Source organism: Pseudomonas sp. LBUM1672 (genome assembly GCF_059695655.1).
This window is the reverse complement of record NZ_CP166781.1, coordinates 1926223-1944419: the sequence shown is the minus strand read 5'-3', so window position 1 is coordinate 1944419 and position 18197 is coordinate 1926223. Positions and strand designations below refer to the sequence as shown.

Here is an 18197-nt window from a genome sequence, read left to right as displayed (position 1 = left end):
TATTTGGTGCTGCGGTTATTGCTGCTGGACCGAGATAACCGGCGCCGGCGCCGGCATCGGCGTCGGCGTCGGCGTCGGCGACACAAACACCTTCGCATGCATCTGCTCGCACCCACCGCCACGGCGCATGCCGCGTACCGGGCAGGCGTCCAGGTAATCCAGGCCCACGGCCAGTTTCAAATGGCGCTCGGGGCGGGCCAGTTCGTTGGTCACATCGAAGCTGTACCAGGCGTCATCCAGCCAGGCTTCGGCCCAGGCGTGACTGGCCAAGTGCTCGCTGTTCTCGCTGTACAAATAACCCGACACATAACGCGACGGAATGCCCAGGCTGCGAGCACACGCGAGGAACGCATGGGTGTGGTCCTGACAGACGCCGGAACGCCCGGCGAAGGCCTGGGCGGCGCTGGTGTCGACTTCAGTGGAGCCCGGCGTGTAGGTCATGTGCGAATTCAGACCATGCATCAAGTCGATCAGCGCCGTACGATCCCGGCGCTTTTTGCATTCTTTCTCAGCGAACGCACGCAACGCCTCGTCGGCTTCTGTCAGCCGGGTGAAGCGCAGGAACGGCAGCGCCGACTGGCTCTCATGTTCGGCTTCGCGCAGTTCGTCGATGTCCACCTGGCCCCGGGCGCCGATGATGATCGCCTCATGGGGTTCGTCCATGGTCAGCACGTGCAGGATGTTGCCGAACGGGTCGAGTTGCGCACGCACCGGGCGCGGCAGGTCGAGTTGCCAGCTGAGCACGTGCTGGCGCTCACTGTCGTGGGGTGTCAGCCGCAGGTACTGGATGCTCGCCCGCACCTGATCTTCGTAGTGATAGGTGGTTTCGTGGCTAATGGAAAGTCTCATGCAGCCTCCAGGTAGGAACTGTGAATGGCGTTACCCAACTGGCGCACCAGCGGGATGAATTCGGTCAGCCAGGCGTGCAGCCCTTCGTCGAGAATTTCGTTGATGCCGGTGTAGCGCAGGCGCGCGTCCATTTCCGCCGCCAGACGCTGCGCGGGACGGCCATTGGCCCCCGGCAGTTGGGCAAGGATCTGGTCGATTTCTTCGGTACAGGCGCGCAAGGAACGTGGCACATCGGCGCGCAGCAACAGCAATTCGGCCACATGCCGGGCGCCGGGTGCGTCGCGGTAGATCTCGGTGTAAGCCTCGAACGACGACAACGCCCTTAACAAAGCGCTCCACTGGTAATACGCGTGAGCCGTGCCATCGCTGACCGCTTCGGCCTGATCGCCGGCCATTTCGTATCGGGCGTCGAGCAGGCGCAAGGTGTTGTCGGCCCGTTCGATAAACGTCCCCAGGCGGATGAAGCGGAACGCATCGTTGCGCATGATCGTGCCGTAGGACGCACCACGGAACAGGTGGGAACGTTCCTTGATCCACTCGCAAAAACGGCTCATGCCGTAGCGACTCAAGCCTTGTTCGGCGATCCCGCGAATTTCCAGCCAGGTGGCGTTGATGTTTTCCCACATGTCGGCGGTGATTCGCCCACGCACCGCATGGGCACTGGCCCGCGCTGCGCCGAGGCAGCTGTAGATGCTCGCCGGGTTGGCCGCGTCCAGGGCGAAGAAATGCAGCAGCCGTTCGGCGTGCAAATCTCCGTGACGCTCGAGGTAATCGTCCAGGGTGCCGGTGATCAGCAGCGGCATGGCCAGTTCGTGCAGACCGTCGCCGCGACCATCCTGTGGCATCAGCGACAGCGAATAACTGATGTCGAGCATCCGTGCGAGGTTTTCCGCCCGCTCCAGGTAACGCGACATCCAATACAAATCCGAGGCAGTTCTACTTAACATGGCAAGCTTCCTTCAATCCTCGACTACCCAGGTGTCCTTGGTGCCGCCGCCCTGGGAGGAATTCACCACCAGGGAGCCTTCACGCAGGGCGACACGGGTCAAACCACCGGGCACAACCCGGGTTTCGCGGCCAGACAATACAAACGGACGCAGGTCGATGTGACGTGGCGCGATGCCGTTTTCGACAAAGGTCGGACAGGTCGACAGCGACAACGTCGGTTGCGCGATGTACGCGTGGGGCTTGGCTTTTATCCGTGCGCGGAACGACTCGATTTCCGCCGCGGTCGCCGCCGGCCCCACCAGCATTCCGTACCCGCCAGAGCCCTGGGTTTCCTTGACCACCAGGTCTGGAAGATTGGCCAGTACGTGGGAAAGCTCAGAAGGATTGCGACACTGGAACGTCGGCACGTTCTTCAGGATCGGTTCTTCGTCCAGGTAAAAACGGATCATGTCGGTGACAAACGGATACACCGACTTGTCATCCGCCACCCCGGTGCCTATGGCGTTCGCCAGCACCACGTTGCCAGAGCGGTAAGACGACAGCAGCCCTGGAACGCCGAGCATCGAGTCCGGGTTGAACGCCAGCGGATCAAGGAACGCATCGTCGAGGCGACGGTAAATCACGTCGACGGCTTTCGGCCCGTCCGTGGTGCGCATGAACACCTTGTCGTCACGCACGAACAGGTCCGCGCCCTCAACCAACTCGACGCCCATCTCCCGCGCCAGGAAGGCATGCTCGAAAAACGCGCTATTGAAGCGACCCGGCGTCAGCACCACTACGCTCGGGTTATCGATCGGGCTGGAGCTTTTCAGGGTGTCGAGCAACAGGTTCGGATAATGATCGATCGGCGCGATGCGCTGGGCCGAAAACAGTTCGGGGAACAGCCGCATCATCATCTTGCGGTCTTCGAGCATGTAGCTCACGCCGCTGGGTGTACGAAGATTGTCTTCGAGCACGTAGTACGTGCCGTCACCATCGCGCACCAGGTCGACGCCGGAGATGTGCGAGTAGATATCGCGGTGCAGATCGAGCCCTTGCATCGCCAGCTGGTATTGCTCGTTGGCCAGCACTTGCTCGGCCGGAATGATGCCGGCCTTGATGATGCGCTGCTCATGGTAGAGGTCGGCGAGGAACATGTTCAACGCCTTGACCCGCTGGATGCAGCCGCGCTCGACGATCCGCCATTCACTGGCGGGGATGCTGCGCGGGATGGTGTCGAAAGGAATCAGGCGCTCTGTGCCCTGCTCATCACCGTAGAGCGTGAAAGTAATCCCGGCGCGATGAAATAACAGATCGGCCTCGCGTCGCCGTTGTGCCAAAAGCTCGTCAGGCGTCTCGGCCAGCCAACGGGCAAACTCCCGATAATGCGGGCGGACCTGGCCGCCGGCATCGTACATCTCATCAAAATAGGTGCGGATCATGCCGTACTCCTTGTCACCCGGACATCTAGGCTTCGCAAGGCCCGTGCCATCGGCAGAAACGCTTTGTTATCAACCAGTTGGATAATCACGCCGTTTGCACCGCACCAATCCTGTGCAGCAAACGCCTCAACCTGATCGCCCCCGCTTCATTGCAAGGCGACGTTGTCGCCTATCACCAGCATAGTCAGAGTTGATTTCACTGCCCGGCCGGCGCTGCGGATAATCCGCGCATTCGCTGCAAAACCTGACCAAAACTTCCCTTTAGCCGCCTGCTCAGGCGGTTTTTTTTGCGTCGGATTCTTGTTTCAGGGTTTTGCCGAGGGGATGTTCCGGGCGCCATAAACGAAAACGGCCAACCCGAAGGTCAGCCGTTGCTGAGCGTTGTCACTGTTCATAACGTTATGCGAGTCGCCCTCGTACTTCCTGCTTGACGCCCCACCCTTCGATGATACCGCCCAGAGGCTCAACCACCGCCTCGAAACCCTGTTCGAAATCGCCGATGTCATCGTAGGTGGCGTACATGACTTTGCTCAGTTCGAGCGCCCATGCGCCGTCATCGCGCACACTGATTTGCGCGTTCAACGATTCACCCTTGTATTGCCCTGCCGCCCTGCGTGCCCGCTCCTCGTCCGGGAAAATGGCGTAGAACTCGATGGGATGGAATCGTGAGAAATCGAAACCGCCTTCTTTCATGCGGCGCAACACGCTGCTGCTGATGTCTTCTTGATAGGCTGTGCTCATGAAACGTCCCCCTCAATCTTGATGGATAGACTTTCCGTATTCCCGGCACTCGCAACCGATTGGTGCGAGCGATGCGGCAACAACGTTGCCGGTGGGAAGCAAGCATGTAGCTGACAAGACCAGACCTTAGCGATCCGTTCGCTGATCTCGCTTGCAGAGTAGCCCCAAGACAGAGGCGCTGCCAAGGCCTGGATAAGAATGAGACAGGTGTTGTTCAGATTGGCGTGATGCCGAGGATTTGTATGCTGTTCTGGGTCTTGAGATCTTTGACGCTTGCGTCGGCGGTTCGCCCTTCCAGATCGTTCAGATCCAGTTCGGCGGCGACAGGAAGGAGCCGGGCCTTGATGAGTTTCGCGGCTTGCTCGTTGTCCGGGCATTCCTCGCACTCAAAGACTTCATCGAGTGTTTCACCGTGATCATCCACGAAAGTGATTTTCCACTTTTGCATCAGTGCCTCCTCGAACAAACCCGCAAATGGGCTTACAACCATCTGGACTTTTGGCCTGAGTGATCGTTCAAACGGATTACCGCGTAGAAGTATGAAAAACACAGAACCTGTGGGAGCGGGCTTGCTCGCGAAGGCAGTCTGTCAGGCAACATCACTGTTGAATGGAGAACCGCTTTCGCGAGCAAGCCCGCTCCCACAAGGGGTTATGCGTACATCTTGAGTTTAGTCGTTGCTTGGCTTGTTGATCGCTTGCAGCACGTATTGCGGCAAGGCGAAGGCGCCGATGTGGATTTCCGGGTTGTAGTAGCGGGTGATGATGCCGCTGCCGGCGAAACGCTGCTGCAAGGTTTCACGGGACAACTTGCGATAGGCCGTGTTGGTCGCGCCCCAGGCAAAGGTCATCGAGCCACCGATGTAGGTCGGCACCGCCGCCTGATAGAAGTGCCAGTCCGGGAACAGGCTGCGCAGGCGACCGGCAGTGGTTTTGACTTCTTCGATCTGCATGAACGGCGTGCCGTTCTGGGTCACGAGGATGCCGCCTTCGTTCAGGCAGCGACGGCAGGCCTGGTAGAAGTTTTCCGAGAACAGCACTTCACCCGGACCGATAGGGTCGGTGGAGTCGGAAATGATCACGTCGAATTTTTCAGTGGTGGTGGCGACGAAACGCATGCCGTCGTCGATCACCAGGTTCAGGCGTGGATCATCGAACGCACCCTTGGAGTGGTTCGGCAGGAATTCCTTGCACATGTCGACCACGGTGCCGTCGATCTCGACCATGGTGATGTGCTCGATGCTGCGGTGCTTGGCCACTTCACGCAGCATGCCGCCGTCGCCGCCACCGATGATCAGCACGCGCTTGGCGGAGCCATGGGCGATGATCGGTACGTGGGTGAGCATCTCGTGGTAAATGAATTCGTCGGCTTCGGTGGTCTGGATCACACCGTCCAGCGCCATGACCCGGCCCATGCGCGGGTTTTCGAAAATCACCAGGTGCTGGTGTTCGGTGCGCACTTCGTGCAGCAGTTTTTCCATGCGAAAACGCTGGCCGTAGCCTTCGTAGAGGGTTTCCAGGTAATCGCTGGTGGTGATGTTGCTCATGGGAAGTGCTCCGATGAATGCGGTGGCAACGGACGGTTACCCGCCCATGACGGCTAATCGATCGGCTCGATTAACCGGGAAAGGCGCGCATTCTACGTTGCGGAAGATGACAGGTCGAACCTCACTTGATGAGTCGACACAATACCTGTGGGCGCTAGCCTGCTAGCGATAGCGGAGTGTCAGTCAGTAAAGTTGTGGCTGACACTCCGCTATCGCTAGCAGGCTAGCTCCCACAGGGGAATAGTGATGGCTTTGGTTGCGTATTCAGATCCGGACATTGCCCCGTGGCCCGGCGATGGCCCAGATGATCAGGCCCAGGACCGGCAGCAGCAGGATCAGCAGCACCCAGATGATTTTCATCCCTGTGTCGGCGCCACTTTTGAGCACGTTGATGATTGCCCAGATGTCCAGGACAAGAATAATCAGGCCAATCAGGCCGTTGAACGTGGAACCCATGGTGTCGCTCCCTAAGAGTGGTGTGCACTCTTAGGATAGCCGGGCCTTGCGAGGGTTCCGCTTTTTAAACGTGGACCGCGATTTTCAGGGCTTCGAGCGAGGGTGCGGCGGTGATGCCCACTTCGGCGCACAACTCGAGCACGCGCGGTACGTCGTTGCCGAAGACCAGCACCACTTGCAGTTCGTCGTCGAGCAACTGGCTGAAGTTCATCAGCGTGTAACCGCCGTTTTCCTTGTTCATGCTGCCCATCTGCACCTGAATGCGATTGAGCGCGGTCAGGGCTTCGGTCTTGGCCAGTTGCTTGGGCTTGATGTTGAAATCAACACCGGGGCCAAACGAGGCGACGATCTGGGCGAACAGGTCCACGTAGGTGTCGGCCTGGAACAGCACGGTTTCCGGCAGGCTGCCGACCACCACCCACTCGCCCAGTGGAATCGGGAAGGTGTCGTCGTAGTTGATGTCCGGATTGGCCGTCAGGAAAGCCTCGGGATCGGCGTAGGCCTGGGCCGCTTCGTCGGCGACTTTCAGGATTTCGTCATCGCTCATGCACCCGGAGCTGATTTTAGTGATGAGTTCGACGAGTGCGGCTTTCATGGGGCGGATCCTGTAGCGAGTGAATTTTGAGGGCGCGAAGGATAGCGCATTCAGCGTGAGATGCGGACTTGTGGTGAGCTCCCTGTGGCGAGGGGGCTTGCCCCCGTTGGGCAGCGAAGCGGCCCCCAGCGTCCGCTCAGACAAACCGAGTTGTCCGGTTTTGCGACTGCTTCGCAGCCGGACGGGGGCAAGCCCCCTCGCCACAGGATTCTGCTCGACTGAAGATTATTTTAAGTGAACAGGATGACCCACCACAGGGGACCGTGCGAAATCAGGCCAGCAGTTTTTGCAGCTGCGCAGTGGTATCGACAGCGCCGAGGGTCTTCGCGGCATCCAGCGCTGTGACGCCATTGGCATCCTTGGCTTTCGGGTCGGCGCCTTTGCTGATCAGGTAATCAACGATTTCAACGCGATTGAACATCGCCGCCATCATCAGCGCCGTGCGGCCATCGAAGGACGAACCTTCCACTTGCGCACCACCCTCGACCAACGCCTCGACCACCGCCAGGTCGCCCTTGAACGCGGCACCGGCAATCGGACTCTGGCCGTTGTCGTTGCGGATTTCCGGATCGGCCTTGTGTTCCAGCAGCACTTTTACCGTCTCCACATGGCCGTGGTAAGCGGCAAGCATCAGCAACGTGTCGCCCTTGTGGTTACGCAGGTTCGGCGGCAGGCCTTTGGTCAGCAGCGCAGCCATCATGGCCGCATCGCCCTCACGCGCCTTGTTGAATACCTGTTCGGCAAATTCAGCGGCTTCTTCGGGGGTCATCTGGCGGCTTTGGTCTGACATTGGGGACTCCACTTTCTGTCATTCGGGAAAGCCGACAGTTTCCCGAGCAGCCCCGAGGCTGTCACTTCTTTTTTCTCGAGCGCCGTCATAGCCACATTCAATAGCGCTGCTTTCAATAACGAAAAGCGCCGCCGTGAATATCCGCCAGCAACTGCGGAGTGACTTGCACGTAAGTCTCGGTGCCGGGCAGCCAGGCGTAGATCGGGTCATCGCCGGTTTTGCCGGGGTCGAAGGCTTCGTCCTTGAGCCGGGTCTTCTGGTATTTGAAGGTTCCGGTGGTTTCCATTTTCACTTTCACCCGCAGGAAAAGCGGCACCGCATACGCGGGCATTTGCTGGCGGGCGAACGCCAGCAACTCGCTGAAGTCCAGGGTCGCCAAGGACTCCGCCGGGGTGATAGCAGCCATGCCGGCACGTCCATTGGTGTTCTGGATTTCCACGCCATACGCCACGGCTTCAGAGATATTCGGGTGTTGCAGCAGGATGTTCTCGACCTCGGTGGTCGAGACGTTTTCACCCTTCCAGCGGTAGGTGTCGCCCAACCGATCCACAAACTGCGCATGGCCAAAACCAATGTTGCGCAGCAAGTCGCCCGTATTGAAGTAGCGGTCGCCCTGGGTGAACACGTCGTGGAGCACGACTTTTTCGGTTTTCTGCGGATCGGTGTAACCGTCCAGTGGCGCCTTGTCGTCGATTCTCGCCAGCAACAGACCTTGCTCGCCCTTGGCGACTTTGCGCATGAAGCCCTTGGCGTCCCGAATCGGCAGGCCGCTGTCGTGGTCGTAGGCCACCAGCTCCCAGGCCATCAGGGAAAAACCGATGGTGTTGTCGAAGTTGAGGATGTTGGTGAACCCGATGTTGCCGTCGCTGGCGGCGTATAGCTCGCAGATGTGATCAACGCCAAAGCGCGTCTTGAACTCGCGCCAGGCACCGGGCCGCAGGCCATTGCCGATCATCTTGGTCACGCGGTGCTGGTTGTCGTCGGCCGAGGGTGGTTGATCCACCAGGTAGCGGCATAATTCGCCGACATAACCGAGGGTGGTCGCCTGGTATTTGCGCACGTCATTCCAGAACTGGCTGGCGCTGAACTTGCGGCGGATGGCAAATCCTGCGGCGCCGCTGATCGCCGAGCCCCAGCACACACAGAGTCCGGTGGCGTGGTACAGCGGCAAGGTGCAATAGACGACATCCTGCGGCTGCATATTCAGGGCGATCTGGCCAAAACTCGCCGAGCTGCGCATCCAGCGACCGTGTTTGAAAACACCCGCCTTGGGCAACCCGGTGGTGCCTGAGGTGTAGATATAGAAACAAGGATCGTCGAAGAAAACCTGCTGGCTGCTGGCCGGATTCTCACTGGACGTTTGGGCGCTGGCACTCATCAGATTGATGAAACCGTCGGGCGCATTGCCCGGATGCCGGTAGGTGTCTTGATCGGCAACGAACCAGGTGCGCGTCGGCTCGATCGATACCCGCTCGCGGACTGCACTGAAAGCCGGGACCAGTTCTTCGCCGACAATGATCGCCGCTGGTGCCACGAGGTTCAGGCTGTGGGCCAGGGTGTCGCGGGTTTGCGAGGTATTGAGCAAGGCGCTGATCGCACCGACCTTGGCCACTGCCAATATCGTCACCAGCAACTCCGGACGGTTCTCAAGAAAAACCGCGACCACATCGCCCTTTCTGATGCCTTCGCAGATCAGGTGATGGGCGATGCGATTGGCCCACTGGTTGACCTGTGCATAACTCAGCGTCACGTCGCCCTGCAGCAACGCTGGGCCGTCAGGATTGCGCAAGGTCGCTTGCTCGAACGTCCAGCCGAGGCCACACGGTTGGGTCGGGTCCTTGACGTTGGCGACTTTCATGCCTTTCACCACTCGCGGAATGGCTTTGGCAATGGAAGGCAGCTTGCGGAGCATCATGCCCCAGGTAATCGTGTCGCTCATGCTTGCTCCCGTTCGATCTTTTTATTGTCGGGTGGCGGTCTATGAGCCCGAAAATACGTCAGGGGTTCTTGAGCTGTACACGCGGTTTTTGAAATGTTTTGTATCCGCGCCCGGTGCGTTCGAGATCGGGAACCTCAGCGAGGGTGATTGGTTCCATCGAATCATGGCCGACCACGCAAAATGCAGGATGCACGATGGCCATTCATGCAGATTGCACGAAAGCAAAAAACCACTGAAAACATAACTTATTGATTTATAAGCATTTTAAAAATATCAGGTGCTGGCACAATCACTGCAACTACCTCTCCATGCTTGCCAATCAAGTGCTAACGGAGCTGATAGACATGAGCCTGATCCAAGAAAAATTTACCTCCCTGTTCTCCAACTTCGAAGTGAACACCCAACCACGTCCGGATGGCGGCATTCTGCTGACCCTGCGCAGCGCCGAAGGCAAAGTGTTCAAGCGTTCGATTTCATACCAGCAATTGCATGCCGGCGATCAGTTGTCGTGGGTGATCAGTGCAATTCGCCGTGACCTGGCCGAACAGGCCAGCGAGCTGCCGCAGATCTCCATGCTGCAAAGCCAGCAACGGTTTGCCCTGCCGACCTATCACTCGGCGTGAACCCTGCGGTGGTGTAAAGAAATACGCTGCACACAAACAGGCCGTGAGAGCTTTCGCTCCACGGCCTGTTTAGTTTCTGAACCTACACCGAGCCTTTGTAGGAGCGAAGCTTGCTCGCCAAGGCGGCGTGTCAGACAGTATTAATGTTGACTGACACGCCGCCTTCGCGAGCAAGCTTCGCTCCTACGGGTAGGGTGTTGTGATTTAGAAGGTGGAGGGATCAATCCGCGCAAAGCTGTCGACGGTTACATGCCCTGCCAGCTCCCCACCTTCTCGGGCCAGTCCGCAGGTGGCCATGCCAGCCGTGCGCGCCGCGTCCAGCTCTTCGACTATATCGGAGAGGAACACAATCTGCGCAGCCTCAACCCCGATGGATTGGGCGATGCGCGCGTAAGACTGCGCTTCACGCTTGGGCCCCGACGTGGTGTCGAAGTAGCCGCTGAACAGCGGCGACAAGTCCCCCGCCTCCGAGCAGCCGAAGATCAGCTTTTGCGCCTGGATCGAGCCCGAGGAATACACAAATAGTTTGAATCCATCCTGATGCCAGCGCTTGAGCGCTTCGACGGCGTCCGGGTAAACGTGGCCTTTCAACTGCCCGGCCTGATAGCCCTGCTCCCACACCATGCCCTGCAACGCTTTCAGCGGCGTGGCCTTGCGGTCTTCGGCAATCCAGCCCAGCAGGATGTCGATCACCCGCTCAACATCGGCGTCCGGCTCGTTGCTGTCACGGCGCACTGCGGCCAGTTGTTCGGCTACATCGGCGCGCCCGGCGTGCTGGCGAACAAAATCCGGCAGGTGTTTAGCGGCGTATGGGAACAGCACGTCGAACACAAAACTCACCGCGCTGGTGGTGCCTTCGATGTCGGTGAGAATCGCTTTGATCGGCATCGGCTCAGTCCTCAAGACGCGGGAAGCGGCTGGCGATGTCTTCGCCGGTGAACTTGGCCACCCAGCCTTCAGGGTTGTTGAACAGACGGATCGCGACAAAATGCGGATGCTCGCCCATGTCGAACCAGTGCGGCGTGCCGGCCGGCACCGAGATCAGGTCGTTCTTCTCGCAGAGCACGGCGTAGACGTAATCGTCGATGTGCAGGGTGAACAGCCCACGGCCGGCGACGAAAAATCGGACTTCGTCTTCGCCATGGCGGTGTTCGTCGAGGAACTTGGCGCGCAACTCTGCTTTTTGCGGGTGATCGCTGTTCAAGCTGATCACATCGACGGTGACGTAACCGCGCTCGGTCATCAGCTTGTCAATCTGTTCCTGGTACGCGGCGATCACTTCTTCCTGGCTGGCGCCGGGCTGGATTTTCGCCGTGGCTTGCCAGCGGTCGAAACGCACGCCCTGCTCGGCCAGGGTCGAGGCGATGTCTTCGAAATGGGTCAGCACCTTGTTCGGAATGTCAGGGCTTGAGACGTGGTAAACGGACAGGCTGCTCATCAGGGCAACTCCTTAACGGTTCAGCTTTTATGGTTCAAGAGTGAGCGCATCTTCAACTCGCACTCGAACAGAAATTCAAACGCTTCAATCTGCCGCAACGCGTCGCTCATCCGCGCGCCCCAGGTGTAGAGGCCGTGGCCGCGAATCAGGTAGCCGACGCAATCGGGATGGGCTTCGAGCCAAGGCTGCACCTTGGCGGCGAGGCGCGCAATGTCCTGATCGTTGTCGAAAATCGGCACGCGCACCCGGGACTCGTGGGTCGAGACGCCGCTGAAGGCCTTTTGCAGTTCGTAATCTTCGAACTCGATGAACGCGTCTGGCGTCAGGCGCGACAGCACCGTGGCGTTCACCGAATGGGTGTGCAGCACCGCGCCGATCTCCGGGCGCCAGCTGTAGAGCTGGGTGTGCAGCAGGGTTTCGGCGGACGGCTTTTTGCCCGGTTCCAGGCTGTTGCCGGACAAGTCGGTGGTCAGCACATCATTTGGACCCAACTGGCCTTTGTGCTTGCCGGACACAGTCAACAGCGCCTCGGTCGGCGACAGGCGGGTCGAGTAATTGCTGCTGGTGGCCGGCGACCAGCCGCGGCCATACAGAAAACGCCCGGCGTCGATGATTTCCTGGGCGAGGTGTTCACGGGTAAGGCTCATGGCCTGTCCTCTTGCATACGTGTGGCAATGATAACGGCAGCGGCGAAGGCTGCGAGACTGGCAATACTAAAGGTGAACGTGGCACCAAGGGCGTTCCAGCTGTAGCCGGAGTACAACGCGCCCAATGCGCCGCCGGTGCCGGCCAGCGCGGCATAAAGCGCCTGGCCCTGCCCTTGCTGGCGCGCACCGAAGCTACGTTGCACGAACTGGATGGCAGCGGCGTGAAAGCTGCCGAACGTTGCGGCGTGCAGCACTTGGGCAAACAACAGCACCCAGAGGAATTCAGCCAACGAACCCAGCAGCAACCAGCGCACGGCCGCCAGCAGAAAGCTCACAAACAGGACCCTACGCACCGAAAAGCGCGCGAGGATCTTGCTCATGGCCAGGAACATCAGGACTTCGGCGACCACGCCGACCGCCCAGAGCATGCCGATCACGCCCCGGCTGTAACCGAGCCGTTCAAGGTGCAGGGTCAAAAAGGTGTAATAAGGCCCGTGGCTCACCTGCATCAGCGCGACGCAGCCGTAAAACGCCAACACACCGGGATTGCGCAATTGCCTGAGAAACCCGTCTCCGGCAATTCGCTCGCCCTGAACCGGTTGAGCGTTGGGCACCCACAGGCTGCTGACGACAATGCCGGCCATGATCAGCACCAGCGCCACCGGGTAGATGTCGAGGCTCAGCCATTCGAACATCCGGCCGAGCGCGACCACGGTGATGATGAAACCGATGGAGCCCCAGAGGCGGATCTGACTGTAGCGCGAGGTCTGCCCTTTCAGGTGAGCGAGGGTGATGACTTCGAACTGCGGCAACACCGCGTGCCAGAAGAACGCATGCAAGGCCATGACCATCGCCAGCCAGGCGTAGGTTTTGCTGACGAAAATCAGCGAAAACGTCAGCAGTGTGCAGACGGCGCCGAAGCGCACGATGGCCAGGCGACGGCCGGTGTAGTCACCGAGCCAGCCCCAGATATTCGGCGCCACGCAGCGCATCAGCATCGGGATCGCCACCAGCTCGCCGATGCGCGCGCTGGAAAAGCCCAGGTGATCGAAGTACAGCGCCAGAAACGGCGCTGTCGAACCGAGCAAGGCGAAATAGAACAGATAGAAACTGGAAAGCCGCCAGTACGGGAGTGCCGCCACGGCCGTCAGGCCGCTGCGGCGTAAAGGTCAGCCATCAAAGCTGACCCAGCACCGGCGTGCTCACGCGCACGTCGGCGTTCTGCCCGCGATGACGCAACAGGTGATCCATCAGCACGATGGCCATCATCGCTTCGGCGATCGGCGTGGCGCGGATGCCGACACACGGGTCGTGACGGCCCTTGGTGATGACATCCACCGGGTTGCCATGAACGTCGATGGAGCGGCCCGGCGTGGTGATGCTCGAGGTCGGCTTAAGCGCGAGGTGCGCAACGATTGGCTGACCGGACGAGATGCCGCCCAAAATACCGCCGGCGTTGTTGCTGAGGAAACCTTCCGGGGTCATTTCATCGCGGTGTTCGGTGCCGCGCTGGGCAACGCTGGCGAAACCGGCGCCGATTTCCACGCCCTTGACCGCGTTGATGCTCATCAGTGCATGGGCCAGTTCGGCGTCGAGGCGGTCGAAGATCGGCTCGCCGAGGCCAGGCATCACGCCTTCGGCGACGACAGTGATCTTTGCGCCGACCGAATCCTGATCACGGCGCAACTGGTCCATATAGGCCTCCAGCTCCGGCACCTTGTCCGGGTCAGGGCTGAAGAACGCGTTGTCTTCCACCGAATCCCAGGTCTTGAACGGGATTTCGATCGGGCCGAGCTGGCTCATGTAGCCGCGAATGACGATGCCCTGGGTGGCCAGGTATTTCTTGGCAATCGCGCCGGCGGCCACACGCATGGCGGTTTCACGGGCGGAGCTGCGACCACCGCCGCGGTAATCGCGCTCGCCGTATTTGTGGTGGTAGGTGTAGTCGGCGTGGGCCGGGCGGAACAGATCCTTGATCGCCGAGTAGTCTTTGGACTTCTGGTCGGTGTTGCGGATCAGCAGGCCGATGGCGCAACCGGTGGTGCGACCTTCGAATACGCCGCTGAGGATTTCGACTTCGTCGGCTTCCTGGCGTTGCGTGGTGTGGCGGCTGGTGCCGGGTTTGCGGCGGTCCAGGTCGCGCTGCAAATCCTCAAGGGAAATCTCCAGCCCCGGCGGGCAGCCGTCGACAATGGCGACCAACGCCGGACCATGGCTTTCGCCCGCGGTGGTGACAGTGAACAGCTTGCCGTAGGTATTGCCGGACATGCAGGACGCTCCGTGAAATGAACCTGAATACGTAATGCGCGCCAGTATACGCAGGCTACCCAAGTAGTTCATCCTCGAACCTTATGGGTGCCCGCGAGTCCAACCGGCACCTTTGTGAATGATGGCGTGATGATGCTGCGAGTTCTAGCCTTGAGCCTTACCCTGTTTACCGGCTTTGCCCAGGCCACTGTCCTGCAACGCCCGATCACGTTGGATACCGGCACCGGCGAGCTTTTCGGCTCGCTGTTGCTGCCGAAATCCGAGACCCCGGTGCCGGTTGTCCTGATCATTTCCGGCTCTGGTCCTACGGATCGTGACGGAAATAACCCCGATGGCGGACGCAACGACAGCCTCAAGCGGCTGGCCTGGGTGCTGGCCAAACACAACATCGCTAGCGTGCGTTACGACAAGCGCGGCGTGGCGGCGAGCCTTGCGGCGACGCCGGACGAGCGCAATCTGTCGGTGGAAGCCTATGTGGCCGATGCCGAGGCCTGGGGCCGCAAGCTCAAGACCGATCCGCGCTTTGGCCAGCTGATTTTGCTGGGCCACAGCGAAGGCGCCTTGATTGCCAGCCTCGCGGCACCGAGCGTCGAAGCCGCAGCGGTCATCTCCATGTCCGGCAGCGCCCGGCCGATCGATGAGGTGTTGCGTCAGCAATTGAGCAATCGCCTGCCCCCGCCGCTGATGCTGCGCAGCAATGAACTGCTCGACAGCCTCAAGGCCGGCAAAACCGACGACAACGTGCCACCGCAGTTGCAGGTGATCTTCCGCCCGAGTGTGCAGCCGTATCTGATTTCGTTGTTCCGTCAGGATCCGGCGGCGGCGTTCAGCAAATTGAAAATGCCGGCGCTGATCATTCAGGGCAGCAACGACATCCAGGTCGGCGTCGGTGACGCCCGAATGCTCAAGGCCGCCAAGCCTGACGCCGAACTGGCGCTGATCGAAGGCATGAACCACGTCATGCGCATCGTGCCCAACGACGTGAAACGGCAAATGGCCTCGTACAAGGATCCACAATTGCCTCTGGCCGCCGAACTTGGTGCACGAATCCTCGGGTTTATTGACGGACTTCGCGCCAGTTAAGAGGCTTTTGCCCTCCAGTCCTGAAAAAAACGGCCGATAAGCCTTTGTCGCCAGCGCTATGACTGGCGACAAGCAGAGCTTGGACAGGATCTCGCCGTTATGACTGATACCCAGACTTCACCCGACACGACCGCTGAAAAAGACGCACCGCCAGCGGTCGAGCTGCCGTGGGCGGACGTCCACGTCGAGCACCACAAGATGCTCCGTCTGGCGCCGCTGCAGACCGACCGCAATACCGGTGGGCGGCCGCTGCGCTTTGTCGAGTTCGGTTACGCCGACCGCAACAGCAAGGACTACAGCCTGATGCGCATGAGCATCAAGCTGCCCGGCCAGCGCGTGCGCAAAGAGCAGAATCACCTGGACGTGTGGGTCAATCACACCACCAAACGTGTGCATTTCGAGCCCGATAGCGGCTTGCAGATTGAACCGATCAACCGTGGCATCGGCCGGTTCATGGCCGCCCAAGGGATTACTTGGGCGAAAAAACGCTGGCCCGGCTACACCGTCGACGGCACCGATCTGAACAATAAAGATGCGTTGAACGAAGACACCCGCCTGCGCCGCGATCACTTTCTGAAGGCGCATGGGTTTGAGGTGGTGTATGCCGACGCTCAGCATTTGAAAGGCAGCGTCAAAGAAGTAAAGGTCGAAGACCTTGTGGGTGACTGGAACAGCGAAAAGCTGCAACTGGTGGAAATCCTTGAAGCCGCGCAGATGCTTCAGCAGGCCGAGCAGAATCTGGCCGAGCAGGAAGTGAAGCTGAAGAAACACGAAGAAAAGGTCAGCAAGTACAAGCGTGAAGACGCCGGGCTGCGCTTTACCATTACGTGTCTGGTGGCGTTTGCGGTGTTTCAGGCGGGGTTGTTGATCTGGATTGCTACGCACCGCTGATTGCTTTTGGTGGCGAGGGGATTTATCCCCGTTGGACTGCGTAGCAGTCCCTCTTTTGGGGGCCGCTTCGCAGCCCAACGGGGATAAATCCCCTCGCCACAAAAGCCAATTCAGTCAGACGCGGGAAGCGAACAGGGCCTGATGATCGCGGCACTGCTCTGCGCTCAACATGAACACACCATGCCCGCCGCGTTCGAAATCGAGCCAGGCGAAGTCGACTTCCGGGTACAACGCCTCGACGTGAACCTGGCTGTTGCCCACTTCAACAATCAGCAAGCCCTTCTCGGTCAAATGATCTGCCGCCTCGGCGAGCATCCGTCGCACCAGGTTCAAACCATCATCACCGCAGGCCAGGCCTAGCTCGGGTTCGTGCTGATATTCGTCCGGCATGTCGGCGAAATCTTCCGCATCGACGTAGGGCGGGTTCGACACGATCAGGTCGAAACGCTGACCCGGCAAGCCATCAAACCCGTCACCCTGAACGGTGTAGACCCGCTCATCAACGCCGTGACGCTCAATGTTCTGGTTGGCCACTTCTAGCGCTTCGAACGACAGATCGGCCAGCACCACTTCGGCGTTCTGGAATTCGTAGGCGCAGGCGATGCCGATGCAGCCGGAACCGGTGCACAGGTCCAGAATCCGCGCAGGCTCGGCGCCCAGCCAGGGTTCAAAGCGTTTTTCGATCAGCTCGCCAATCGGTGAACGCGGGATCAGCACGCGCTCGTCGACGATGAACGACATGCCACAAAACCAAGCTTCGCCCAGCAGGTAAGCAGTCGGGATGCGCTCTTCGATACGGCGCTTGAGCAGGCGTTGCAGGTTGACCAACTCGTCCTCTTCCAGATTGCAGTCGAGGTAGCTGTCGGCGATTTCCCACGGCAAGTGCAAGGCACCCAACACCAGTTGACGGGCTTCGTCCCAGGCGTTGTCGGTCCCATGGCCAAAAAACAGATCCTCCCCATGGAAGTGGCTGACGGCCCAACGGATATGGTCACGCAGGGTACGAAGGCGGGAAGTGATCACGGGGGCAAACTCCAGAAAAAACGACTGGCGATTCTAACAGCCAAAACGCGCCACGACGACGCGGGAAAACAGCGGATCAGATGTAGGACACATCCATTTTTGCTGTTGGCTATTGAACAAAACCTGCATCTTGACAAGGCTGCACGCCAGCAACGACGGCGTCTACGATAGTAGCGATTCACAGAACCGCTCAGCCAGAGGACAATGTCGCAAAAGCCCCACTCCAAGGAGCCCCAGAATGTCCGTTCCACAAACGATGTTTCAACTCAGCGGTCGCGGTTACCCGGCGGCCAAACTGAGCCAAGCGACCCTCATCATCATCGATGCCCAGAAAGAATACCTCAGCGGCCCGCTGGCCCTGAGCGGCATGGATGCTGCCGTCGCGAACATCAAGCAACTGGTCGCCGCTGCCCGTGCAGCCGGTCGTCCGATCGTGCATGTACGCCATCTCGGCACTGTCGGCGGGCTGTTCGATCCACAGGGCGAACGCGGTGAGTTCATCCCGGGCCTGGAGCCACAGGCGGACGAAACCATTATCGGCAAACTGCTGCCGAGTGCGTTTCACGGCACCGAATTGCTGGAACGCTTGCAGAACCTGGGTTCCCTGGACCTGATCGTGTGCGGCTTCATGAGCCACTCCAGTGTCAGCACTACCGTGCGTGCAGCGAAGAACCTGGGCTTTCGCTGCACCCTGGTTGAAGACGCCTGCGCGACGCGCGATTTGCCCTACAAAGGTGGTGTACTCACGGCCGAGCACGTTCAACAGACCGAAATGGCGATCATGGCGGACAACTTCGCCACCCTCGCACTGACTCACGAACTGATTTGATCGGCTTCGAAGAGCGGTCAATACCGCCGCTCATCCGCAAAAGCCTCTCATTTGCTGCAATTGACTTAGCCTCAGGAACAACCCGGACAACTCCCGGTCGAAGGGCCGAT

The 18197-nt window shown here is 59.7% G+C and carries 19 protein-coding genes and 1 pseudogene; 4 read left to right on the top strand and 16 right to left on the bottom strand.

What is annotated here, in order from left to right; translation table 11 throughout:
* Positions 1-15: 15 nt before the first annotated feature.
* From ACA053_RS08820 to ACA053_RS08775, 10 genes are all read right to left on the bottom strand, one after another.
* On the bottom strand, positions 16-849 hold the full coding sequence (locus ACA053_RS08820; RefSeq protein WP_497395035.1) for a transglutaminase family protein: 834 nt from the start codon (positions 847-849) through the stop codon (positions 16-18).
* On the bottom strand, positions 846-1796 hold the full coding sequence (locus tag ACA053_RS08815; protein ID WP_010456611.1) for an alpha-E domain-containing protein: 951 nt from the start codon (positions 1794-1796) through the stop codon (positions 846-848). The genes ACA053_RS08820 and ACA053_RS08815 overlap by 4 nt, the downstream gene beginning before the upstream one ends.
* Positions 1797-1808: 12 nt before the next feature.
* The gene (locus ACA053_RS08810) at positions 1809-3218 is read right to left on the bottom strand and encodes a circularly permuted type 2 ATP-grasp protein (RefSeq protein ID WP_017337349.1); all 1410 of its coding nucleotides are present in this window, start codon (positions 3216-3218) and stop codon (positions 1809-1811) included.
* Between the two features lie 399 nt (positions 3219-3617).
* Positions 3618-3959 carry a ribonuclease E inhibitor RraB gene (locus tag ACA053_RS08805; protein WP_109628776.1) on the bottom strand — a complete coding sequence of 114 codons (342 nt, stop codon included), beginning with the start codon at positions 3957-3959 and terminating at the stop codon, positions 3618-3620.
* A gap of 214 nt (positions 3960-4173) precedes the next feature.
* Positions 4174-4407 (bottom strand): hypothetical protein, encoded by a 234-nt coding sequence (locus tag ACA053_RS08800; RefSeq protein WP_109628775.1) that lies wholly within the window; start codon positions 4405-4407, stop codon positions 4174-4176.
* Between the two features lie 222 nt (positions 4408-4629).
* A complete protein-coding gene (speE, locus tag ACA053_RS08795; protein ID WP_109628773.1) occupies positions 4630-5505 on the bottom strand; it encodes a polyamine aminopropyltransferase in 876 nt (291 codons plus the stop codon).
* Between the two features lie 264 nt (positions 5506-5769).
* The gene (locus ACA053_RS08790; RefSeq protein WP_010456621.1) at positions 5770-5961 is read right to left on the bottom strand and encodes a PLDc N-terminal domain-containing protein; all 192 of its coding nucleotides are present in this window, start codon (positions 5959-5961) and stop codon (positions 5770-5772) included.
* 64 nt (positions 5962-6025) lie between these two features.
* Positions 6026-6556 (bottom strand): hypothetical protein, encoded by a 531-nt coding sequence (locus ACA053_RS08785; protein ID WP_109628771.1) that lies wholly within the window; start codon positions 6554-6556, stop codon positions 6026-6028.
* A 271-nt stretch (positions 6557-6827) separates the two neighbouring features.
* Positions 6828-7346, bottom strand: a complete 519-nt coding sequence (locus ACA053_RS08780; protein WP_497316642.1) for an ankyrin repeat domain-containing protein — start codon at positions 7344-7346, stop codon at positions 6828-6830.
* A 112-nt stretch (positions 7347-7458) separates the two neighbouring features.
* Positions 7459-9285, bottom strand: a complete 1827-nt coding sequence (locus ACA053_RS08775) for a long-chain-acyl-CoA synthetase (protein ID WP_109628769.1) — start codon at positions 9283-9285, stop codon at positions 7459-7461.
* A gap of 344 nt (positions 9286-9629) precedes the next feature.
* Between ACA053_RS08775 and ACA053_RS08770 the strand changes: the two genes are divergently transcribed.
* Positions 9630-9908 (top strand): DUF3509 domain-containing protein, encoded by a 279-nt coding sequence (locus tag ACA053_RS08770; RefSeq protein WP_109628767.1) that lies wholly within the window; start codon positions 9630-9632, stop codon positions 9906-9908.
* 204 nt (positions 9909-10112) lie between these two features.
* Here ACA053_RS08770 and mtnC read toward each other — a convergent pair whose 3' ends face one another.
* Genes mtnC through aroC form a run of 5 tightly spaced genes read right to left on the bottom strand, consistent with a single transcriptional unit; the run spans position 10113 to position 14261 of the window.
* Positions 10113-10796, bottom strand: coding sequence for an acireductone synthase (gene mtnC / locus ACA053_RS08765; protein WP_497395032.1), 684 nt, complete (start codon positions 10794-10796; stop codon positions 10113-10115).
* Between the two features lie 4 nt (positions 10797-10800).
* Positions 10801-11346 (bottom strand): 1,2-dihydroxy-3-keto-5-methylthiopentene dioxygenase, encoded by a 546-nt coding sequence (locus tag ACA053_RS08760; protein ID WP_109628764.1) that lies wholly within the window; start codon positions 11344-11346, stop codon positions 10801-10803.
* Positions 11347-11366: 20 nt separating this feature from the next.
* Positions 11367-11993: a methylthioribulose 1-phosphate dehydratase gene (locus ACA053_RS08755; RefSeq protein ID WP_497316636.1), complete on the bottom strand. Its 627-nt coding sequence runs from the start codon at positions 11991-11993 to the stop codon at positions 11367-11369.
* A complete protein-coding gene (locus tag ACA053_RS08750; protein WP_497395030.1) occupies positions 11990-13135 on the bottom strand; it encodes an MFS transporter in 1146 nt (381 codons plus the stop codon). Before ACA053_RS08750 ends, ACA053_RS08755 begins: the two co-directional genes overlap by 4 nt.
* Positions 13136-13169: 34 nt before the next feature.
* A complete protein-coding gene (aroC, locus tag ACA053_RS08745) occupies positions 13170-14261 on the bottom strand; it encodes a chorismate synthase (protein WP_109628758.1) in 1092 nt (363 codons plus the stop codon).
* An 83-nt stretch (positions 14262-14344) separates the two neighbouring features.
* Between aroC and ACA053_RS08740 the strand changes: the two are divergent.
* Together ACA053_RS08740 and ACA053_RS08735 are read left to right on the top strand one after the other, a co-directional pair.
* Positions 14345-15344, top strand: a pseudogene (locus tag ACA053_RS08740) (alpha/beta hydrolase).
* Between the two features lie 99 nt (positions 15345-15443).
* Positions 15444-16235 (top strand): hypothetical protein, encoded by a 792-nt coding sequence (locus ACA053_RS08735; protein WP_497316632.1) that lies wholly within the window; start codon positions 15444-15446, stop codon positions 16233-16235.
* 114 nt (positions 16236-16349) lie between these two features.
* On the opposite strand, the gene prmB is transcribed toward ACA053_RS08735, so the two are convergent.
* Positions 16350-17258 carry a 50S ribosomal protein L3 N(5)-glutamine methyltransferase gene (gene prmB, locus ACA053_RS08730; RefSeq protein ID WP_497316630.1) on the bottom strand — a complete coding sequence of 303 codons (909 nt, stop codon included), beginning with the start codon at positions 17256-17258 and terminating at the stop codon, positions 16350-16352.
* Between the two features lie 238 nt (positions 17259-17496).
* Here prmB and ACA053_RS08725 point away from each other — a divergent pair, with 238 nt between their 5' ends.
* Positions 17497-18087: a cysteine hydrolase family protein gene (locus ACA053_RS08725; RefSeq protein WP_109628751.1), complete on the top strand. Its 591-nt coding sequence runs from the start codon at positions 17497-17499 to the stop codon at positions 18085-18087.
* Positions 18088-18197: the final 110 nt, after the last annotated feature.

What these genes read in the sequence shown, in the direction of transcription:
- ACA053_RS08770 (WP_109628767.1), top strand. Translation starts at nt 9,630, where the DNA reads ATGAGCCTGATCCAAGAAAAATTTACCTCCCTGTTCTCCAACTTCGAA.
- ACA053_RS08810 (WP_017337349.1), bottom strand. Translation starts at nt 3,218, where the DNA reads ATGATCCGCACCTATTTTGATGAGATGTACGATGCCGGCGGCCAGGTC.
- ACA053_RS08755 (WP_497316636.1), bottom strand. Translation starts at nt 11,993, where the DNA reads ATGAGCCTTACCCGTGAACACCTCGCCCAGGAAATCATCGACGCCGGG.
- ACA053_RS08760 (WP_109628764.1), bottom strand. Translation starts at nt 11,346, where the DNA reads ATGAGCAGCCTGTCCGTTTACCACGTCTCAAGCCCTGACATTCCGAAC.
- mtnC (WP_497395032.1), bottom strand. Translation starts at nt 10,796, where the DNA reads ATGCCGATCAAAGCGATTCTCACCGACATCGAAGGCACCACCAGCGCG.
- ACA053_RS08820 (WP_497395035.1), bottom strand. Translation starts at nt 849, where the DNA reads ATGAGACTTTCCATTAGCCACGAAACCACCTATCACTACGAAGATCAG.
- aroC (WP_109628758.1), bottom strand. Translation starts at nt 14,261, where the DNA reads ATGTCCGGCAATACCTACGGCAAGCTGTTCACTGTCACCACCGCGGGC.
- speE (WP_109628773.1), bottom strand. Translation starts at nt 5,505, where the DNA reads ATGAGCAACATCACCACCAGCGATTACCTGGAAACCCTCTACGAAGGC.
- ACA053_RS08775 (WP_109628769.1), bottom strand. Translation starts at nt 9,285, where the DNA reads ATGAGCGACACGATTACCTGGGGCATGATGCTCCGCAAGCTGCCTTCC.
- ACA053_RS08815 (WP_010456611.1), bottom strand. Translation starts at nt 1,796, where the DNA reads ATGTTAAGTAGAACTGCCTCGGATTTGTATTGGATGTCGCGTTACCTG.
- ACA053_RS08725 (WP_109628751.1), top strand. Translation starts at nt 17,497, where the DNA reads ATGTCCGTTCCACAAACGATGTTTCAACTCAGCGGTCGCGGTTACCCG.
- ACA053_RS08780 (WP_497316642.1), bottom strand. Translation starts at nt 7,346, where the DNA reads ATGTCAGACCAAAGCCGCCAGATGACCCCCGAAGAAGCCGCTGAATTT.
- ACA053_RS08805 (WP_109628776.1), bottom strand. Translation starts at nt 3,959, where the DNA reads ATGAGCACAGCCTATCAAGAAGACATCAGCAGCAGCGTGTTGCGCCGC.
- ACA053_RS08735 (WP_497316632.1), top strand. Translation starts at nt 15,444, where the DNA reads ATGACTGATACCCAGACTTCACCCGACACGACCGCTGAAAAAGACGCA.
- ACA053_RS08800 (WP_109628775.1), bottom strand. Translation starts at nt 4,407, where the DNA reads ATGCAAAAGTGGAAAATCACTTTCGTGGATGATCACGGTGAAACACTC.
- ACA053_RS08785 (WP_109628771.1), bottom strand. Translation starts at nt 6,556, where the DNA reads ATGAAAGCCGCACTCGTCGAACTCATCACTAAAATCAGCTCCGGGTGC.
- ACA053_RS08790 (WP_010456621.1), bottom strand. Translation starts at nt 5,961, where the DNA reads ATGGGTTCCACGTTCAACGGCCTGATTGGCCTGATTATTCTTGTCCTG.